General features: G+C 40.7%; 6 protein-coding genes. 1 reads left to right on the top strand and 5 read right to left on the bottom strand.

Annotated elements, in window-relative coordinates; translation table 11 throughout:
• Positions 1 to 134: 134 nt before the first annotated feature.
• Entirely contained in the window at positions 135 to 1,514 is a 1,380-nt protein-coding gene (gene argH, locus ACQKMR_RS07940) for an argininosuccinate lyase (protein ID WP_427696801.1), read from the bottom strand.
• Positions 1,511 to 2,716 (bottom strand): argininosuccinate synthase, encoded by a 1,206-nt coding sequence (locus ACQKMR_RS07935; protein ID WP_427696800.1) that lies wholly within the window; start codon positions 2,714 to 2,716, stop codon positions 1,511 to 1,513. Before ACQKMR_RS07935 ends, argH begins: the two co-directional genes overlap by 4 nt.
• A 215-nt stretch (positions 2,717 to 2,931) precedes the next feature.
• Between ACQKMR_RS07935 and ACQKMR_RS07930 the strand changes: the two genes are divergently transcribed.
• Entirely contained in the window at positions 2,932 to 3,246 is a 315-nt protein-coding gene (locus ACQKMR_RS07930) for a hypothetical protein (RefSeq protein WP_427696799.1), read from the top strand.
• A gap of 58 nt (positions 3,247 to 3,304) precedes the next feature.
• On the opposite strand, the gene ACQKMR_RS07925 is transcribed toward ACQKMR_RS07930, so the two are convergent.
• The 3 genes from ACQKMR_RS07925 to ACQKMR_RS07915 all read right to left on the bottom strand — a co-directional run bounded on the left by ACQKMR_RS07925 (position 3,305) and on the right by ACQKMR_RS07915 (position 6,171).
• Positions 3,305 to 3,817 (bottom strand): MogA/MoaB family molybdenum cofactor biosynthesis protein, encoded by a 513-nt coding sequence (locus ACQKMR_RS07925; RefSeq protein WP_427696798.1) that lies wholly within the window; start codon positions 3,815 to 3,817, stop codon positions 3,305 to 3,307.
• Entirely contained in the window at positions 3,814 to 4,656 is an 843-nt protein-coding gene (locus ACQKMR_RS07920; RefSeq protein WP_427696797.1) for an EcsC family protein, read from the bottom strand. The genes ACQKMR_RS07925 and ACQKMR_RS07920 overlap by 4 nt, the downstream gene beginning before the upstream one ends.
• Positions 4,657 to 4,947: 291 nt before the next feature.
• Entirely contained in the window at positions 4,948 to 6,171 is a 1,224-nt protein-coding gene (locus ACQKMR_RS07915; RefSeq protein WP_427696796.1) for an acetate kinase, read from the bottom strand.
• Between the last annotated feature and the right edge of the window lie 97 nt (positions 6,172 to 6,268).

Below are 6,268 nucleotides of genomic sequence, written 5' to 3'. Positions count from 1 at the left end.
GAGTTCCCTACGTTCCAATCAACGTTCGGATTTTTAAAACCCTCAAAAAAACTGTAGACAAACTCGATTTTCATCGAGTTTGTCTACAGTCTGAAGCTCGTTCACCGAAATTGGTGAGCGAGCTTTTTTGCATGTTATTTACTAACCAGTTTTTCCGCTTTTTCAATCGCCAGCTGTACTTGTGCAAAGCCTGTACCACCCGCGCTGTTACGACGTTTAACTGCTTCGTAAGGATTTAATGCATCATAAATATCATTTTCAAACAACTCCGAAGCTTCCTTAAATTGTTCTATGCTAAGGTCTACCAAATAGCAGCCATTTTGAACACAGAATAATACAAGTTTGCCAACAACTTCATGTGCTCTACGGAAAGGCATACCTTTTGAAGCAAGGTAATCGGCCAATTCCGTTGCATTAGAAAAGTCATTTCTTGTTGCTTTTTCCATGACATCTGTTTTCACTTTCATTGTCGAAATCATGCCAGCAAAAATTTTAAGTGAGCCAACAGTAGTTTTAACCGTATCAAAAACGCCTTCTTTATCTTCTTGCATATCTTTGTTATAAGCAAGAGGCAGTCCTTTTAATACAGTTAATAACCCTGTTAAATTCCCATAAACACGTCCTGTTTTACCACGAATCAATTCCGCCATATCAGGATTTTTCTTTTGTGGCATGATGCTGCTTCCTGTAGAGAACGCATCGTCTAATTCTACGAATTGGAATTCCTGGCTTGACCAAAGAATGATTTCTTCGCTGAAGCGAGATAAATGCATCATCATAGTCGCACTGTTACTCATGAATTCAATGGCAAAGTCACGGTCACTTACAGCATCCAGACTGTTTTCATAAATGCCATCAAAGCCCAGTAGCTCGGCACTTAGAGCGCGGTCAATAGGGAAAGTTGTCCCAGCAAGAGCCCCTGCACCCAATGGTGAAATATTTATTCTTTTGAAGCTTTCTGTAAAGCGCTGCTTATCCCGCTCAAGCATCCAAAAATAAGCCATTAAATGATGTGCAAATGAAATCGGCTGTGCCCGTTGTAAATGTGTATAACCTGGAATAAGTGTTTCCACATTTTTCTTAGCTTGCTCTAAAATCGCTTCTTGCAAGTCATTAATGAGTTCCACAATGACTTTCGTTTGGTTACGCATGTATAAATGAAGATCTGTTGCAACTTGGTCATTACGGCTTCTGCCTGTATGCAGCTTTCCGCCAACTGGTCCAATTTCGTTAATAAGCATACTTTCTAGGTTAAGATGGATATCCTCCATCTCAACCTTAAAAGTTAATTCGCCCTTTTCTGCTTTTTCCTGTAAACTTTTCAGACCTGAAATAATCTGATCTGCATCTTCTTCAGGTAAAATGCTGCACTGCTTTAACATGGTTACATGAGCAAGACTACCTTGAAGATCTTCAAGGACAAGTTCCTGGTCAAAGGAAATAGATGCTCCAAACTCGTCTACCCATTCTTCTGCAGATTTTGTGAATCTTCCTCCCCAAAGCTTACTGCTCACACTGTCACCTTCTTGTTATTGACCATGCTGTTCACTTTCGTTGGAAGTCCCCATAATTTAATGAATCCTACTGCTGCATCATGATCGAATTCGTCCGCTTTTGTATAGGTTGCTAATTTTTCGTCATATAGAGAGTACTCAGATTTTCTTCCTTCAACAATCGCATGTCCTTTGAAAAGTTTCACACGAACTGTACCCGTTACATTCACTTGCGTTTCTTTCAAGAAAGCAGCCAATGCTTTTTGAAGTGGTGAGAACCAAAGACCTTCATAAATTAATTCAGTCATTTTCTTCTCGATTACTGGTTTGAAGTGAGCTAATTCTTTTACAAGTGTGATATCTTCAAGCTCTTTATGCGCAGCGATTAATGTCATAGCACCTGGAGCTTCGTATACTTCACGAGATTTGATTCCTACTAATCTATTTTCTACGTGATCGATACGTCCGACCCCGTGTTTACCAGCGATTTGATTTAATTCAACAATCAAGTCAGCTAATTTATAATTTTTGTTATTCAATGTAACCGGTACACCTTGTTCAAAACCAATTTCAATGATGTCAGCAGTATCTGGCGTATTTTCAAGGCTTGTTGTCAGATCATAAGCCTCTTCTGGTGGAGCTGCCCATGGGTCTTCTAGGATTCCGCATTCGTTACTTCTTCCCCAAAGGTTTTGGTCAATCGAGAATGGACTTGCTAAGCCGATTGGAACCGGGATGCCATTTTTCGCTGCATATTCAATTTCCTCTTCACGAGACCATTTCCAGTCACGAACAGGTGCAAGAACTTTTAAATTAGGGTTTAAAGCCGAGATGGATACTTCGAAACGCACTTGGTCATTTCCTTTTCCCGTACAACCGTGCGCAACTGCTACCGCATTTTCTGCTTCAGCCACTTCCACTAGTTTCTTAGCGATTAGTGGACGTGATAGAGCTGATACTAATGGATATTTTCCTTCATATAATGTATGGGCTTGAAGAGCCGTTAATGCGAATTCATCAGCGAATTCATCTTTCGCATCAATCACATATGAACTTACTGCACCAACAGTGATTGCTTTTTCTTTAATGAAATCTAAATCTTTCCCTTCACCGACATCCAAGCAACATGCCACAACTTCGTATCCTTGATCTTGTAACCATTTAATTGCAACGGAAGTATCTAGTCCTCCGGAATATGCTAAAACAACTTTTTGATTTCCCATATTTTATCGTCCCTTTCGTGTGAATAAAAATTCATTCATTTTTATTTTTATTCAATCTATGATTAGTACTTTATCATTTTTACAAATGGAATACAAGGGGTATTTTAAAGATTCTGTTAAATAATTTGTTAATATTTTAAGGCCCTTCACACAATGGATGCATCCGCTAAAATATAGTAAACTAGAAGTATGAAAACTCGAAAAGGGGAGGAAATATGAAAGAGCTATTTACGTATGATGAACGGCTTGGCATCTCCATTCCTGACCTGTCCCGGGAGTGGGATGAATATACGAAAAGCGAGCAACAGCAAATACTCGTGCACTGGGAAAATATCCGGGGCAACATCCCAGATCGCATTAAGGAACTAGAATCCTTCATAGACATGAAACAGCTACAACTCTCCGATGAAAGTAATTTCGTATTATCCTGCCAGCTCAATTCTGAAATTGCCGAACTTGCTTCTATCATCAATGACTTATGGCTTTGGTATCGCGCCAATCAAGCCGTGAGTGAAAAGATGCATAATTAAGGCTTATTCCATGCAAAAAAGCCACAGTTTTGAGAGCTGAGGCTTTTTTGCATTTTTCTTATATATCCTTCCGAAGTTCACCTACGACATGTCCCAATTCTGGTAGAATCAATTTATTCATCGCCAGCCGAACCGCACCCGAAGATCCAGGGGTGGAAAAAACTGCTTTGTTGTTCACTACTCCTGCAATGGCCCTCGATAAAATGGCCGCCGAACCAATGTCCTCTTGATAACTAAGCATCCGGAACAATTCGCCAAAACCAGGGATTTCTTTTGTCATCAATTCTTTAACTGCCTCGATTGTTACATCTCTTTTGGCGATTCCAGTGCCTCCATTAGTTAAGATGATATCGACTTGGTTGTTTTCGCAGCCGGCTGTAACCGCCCCTTGTATCGCTCCACGCTCATCTTTGACAATTTCATAATCCGTCACTTCATGCCCATTTAATTTCAATAATTCGATTATCAGAGCGCCGCTTTTATCAGTCTCTTTATTACGTGTATCACTAACGGTTATCACCTTACAGCGAAGCGCCTCCGTGATGGCTTTTTTGTGTTCCTTGACACTCATTCTTCATCAGCCTTCTTTTCCTGTAAATACCGATACTGATAGAACTTCTGGGCAAATTCACTTACATTGCGGGTCATTTGATAATTGGACCCAGCCCCGATGGCCATGCTGATAATTGGGATGCCCCGAACTAGTTTTTTTCGAAAAATAGTAATGGATACGGCCTTCAGCAGCTGCTTCAGTGGCTGTTCCATCCAGGTCGGATTTGTAAGTTCTTCAATTCCTAAATAAAAATAGTCATCTTCTGCAGTTTGAACTTCCCGAACCAATTCTTCCCAAGCTGTTCCTTGAAGCCTCTTCGGCATTGCTCCTGCATTAAATACCTTTAATGCCAGCATCATTTCAAAGGGCGTATTCACCTCAAAACCATAGGACATCGCAATCAACTGTACGGTCCTGACATTGATGACCGTCATGGCTGGGATATCACTCCCAAGTAAAAGTAGCCCTCCGGATCCGCTTATTCCGCCTTGTGCAAAAGAATATAAGCGGTGCTTAGCAATAAGCTGATTCGCTATGTAATTCAACTGATCGATCGTCAAGAGATTCAGGTCACTAAGTGTCTCGATCTCTTCATTAAACATCCGTGCTGATGCTAAAATCTGCTCTCTTGCATCTATTTGAACTTGTGAGCTCTGAACCATGGCATGCAAATGAAAAAGCCAGGTATCAAGCTTTTCGAAAAACTGCTGTTGGACGTTTTCTGGGAGCAGTGAAAAACCCTGCTCTAGCCATTTATCATACAATGCTGCCAGGTCTGTTGGCTCATATTGATAAAGGTTTTCCTGCCATTCACTAATTTCATTCCAAATTGTTATTTCCCGATTCGTGAATTCCATGCATCAAGCCTCCTATGTACAGAATTGGTGGATTCTCCCTTAATTATACCATAGGAAGACTTTTCAAGAATAAGAAAAGGAAGTGCAGATACCCTTTAGCTGATTGGGATAAGGATTCGGTGCTCACGAAATTCCGAATATGTTAACTGAAAAGATATTAAAAAGATACTACGAATGGTGACATATGAGGATTGGATTCAAATCTATTGAATCATCTTTTCGCACATAAGTTGATTGCAATCAACGAAAAATCTCCTTACCTGAAAAATTAATAGGTAAGGAGATTTTCTATTATTTGATACAAGAAGTCACGTTTTCGAAGCTTTCACTCAAAGCTATTTTCATAGTATCTCTAACAATCATGATTTCTTCATTGGTCGGAATGACCATTACTTTCACCGGGGAATACGGTGCATTGATAAATGCTTCCTCACCCAGGGTACGATTGAGATCCTCATCCCAGTATACGCCCATAAATTCGAGGCCATCCAAGATTCTTCCCCGAATGGTTTGACTGTTTTCACCGATACCCGCTGTAAAAATGATACCGTCCACACCGCCCATTTTCGCTGTATAGGAACCAATGTACTTATGGATCCGATCAGCAAACACTTCAAGTGCGAGTTCAGCACGCTCATTGCCTTTATCCGCTTCCACTTGGATGTCGCGTAAATCGCTTGAAAAGCCAGAAAGAGCTAGAATACCGCTTTTCTTATTCAAGACATCCAGCACTTCATCAGCAGTTTTCCCTGTTTTCTCCATGATATAAGGAATCAATGCAGGGTCAATGTTGCCTGAACGCGTCCCCATTGTAACACCGGCCAATGGAGTAAACCCCATCGATGTATCAATCGACTTTCCGCCCTTAATAGCCGTAATGCTTGCACCATTTCCTAAATGGCAGGATATTAAGCGGAGCTGTTCAATAGGCCGGCCAATCAGTTCAGCGGCACGCTGGGACACATATTTATGTGAAGTACCATGGAACCCATACTTCCTGATTCCGTATTTTTCATAATATTCAAACGGTAAGCTATACATATATGAACCTGCTGACATCGTTTGATGAAAAGCAGTGTCGAATACCGCAACTGCTGGAACTTCGCTGAGTATTTGCCGGAATGCCTTGATTCCAGTGCTATTAGCAGGATTATGAAGGGGAGCTAAATCTGACAGCTTCTCAATCTCCTCTATTACATCCTCTGTAATCAAGACTGAGTCACTAAATACCTCACCACCATGCACTACACGATGCCCTACACCATCTATCTCTTCAAATGAGCCAATAATGCGATGGTGAATCAGTTTTTCTAATAAAAGCCCGACAGCTACTTCATGGTTGGGTATGTGCAGCGTTTCAGAAACCTTTTTGCCTTCAACGCTTAAAGTAAAAGTGGAATTTTTCAAGCCGATCCTTTCTACAAGACCTTTTGTAATTACTTGTTCACTCGGCATCTCAAAAAGCTGAAACTTCAAAGAAGAGCTGCCTGCATTAATAGCCATAATTTTAGACATCCATCCTGCTCCTTTACTCTAAGCTAGTCTATAATTCCTATGATCATCACTACGAAACGTGCAGTATATTGTATAATCTTATCATGGTAAGCGGATA

Source organism: Peribacillus sp. NPDC096540, assembly GCF_050278525.1.
Taxonomy (GTDB): Bacteria; Bacillota; Bacilli; order Bacillales; family DSM-1321; genus Peribacillus.
The sequence above is the reverse complement of the archived record's forward strand: the minus strand, read 5'-3'. Positions and strand labels throughout refer to the sequence as shown.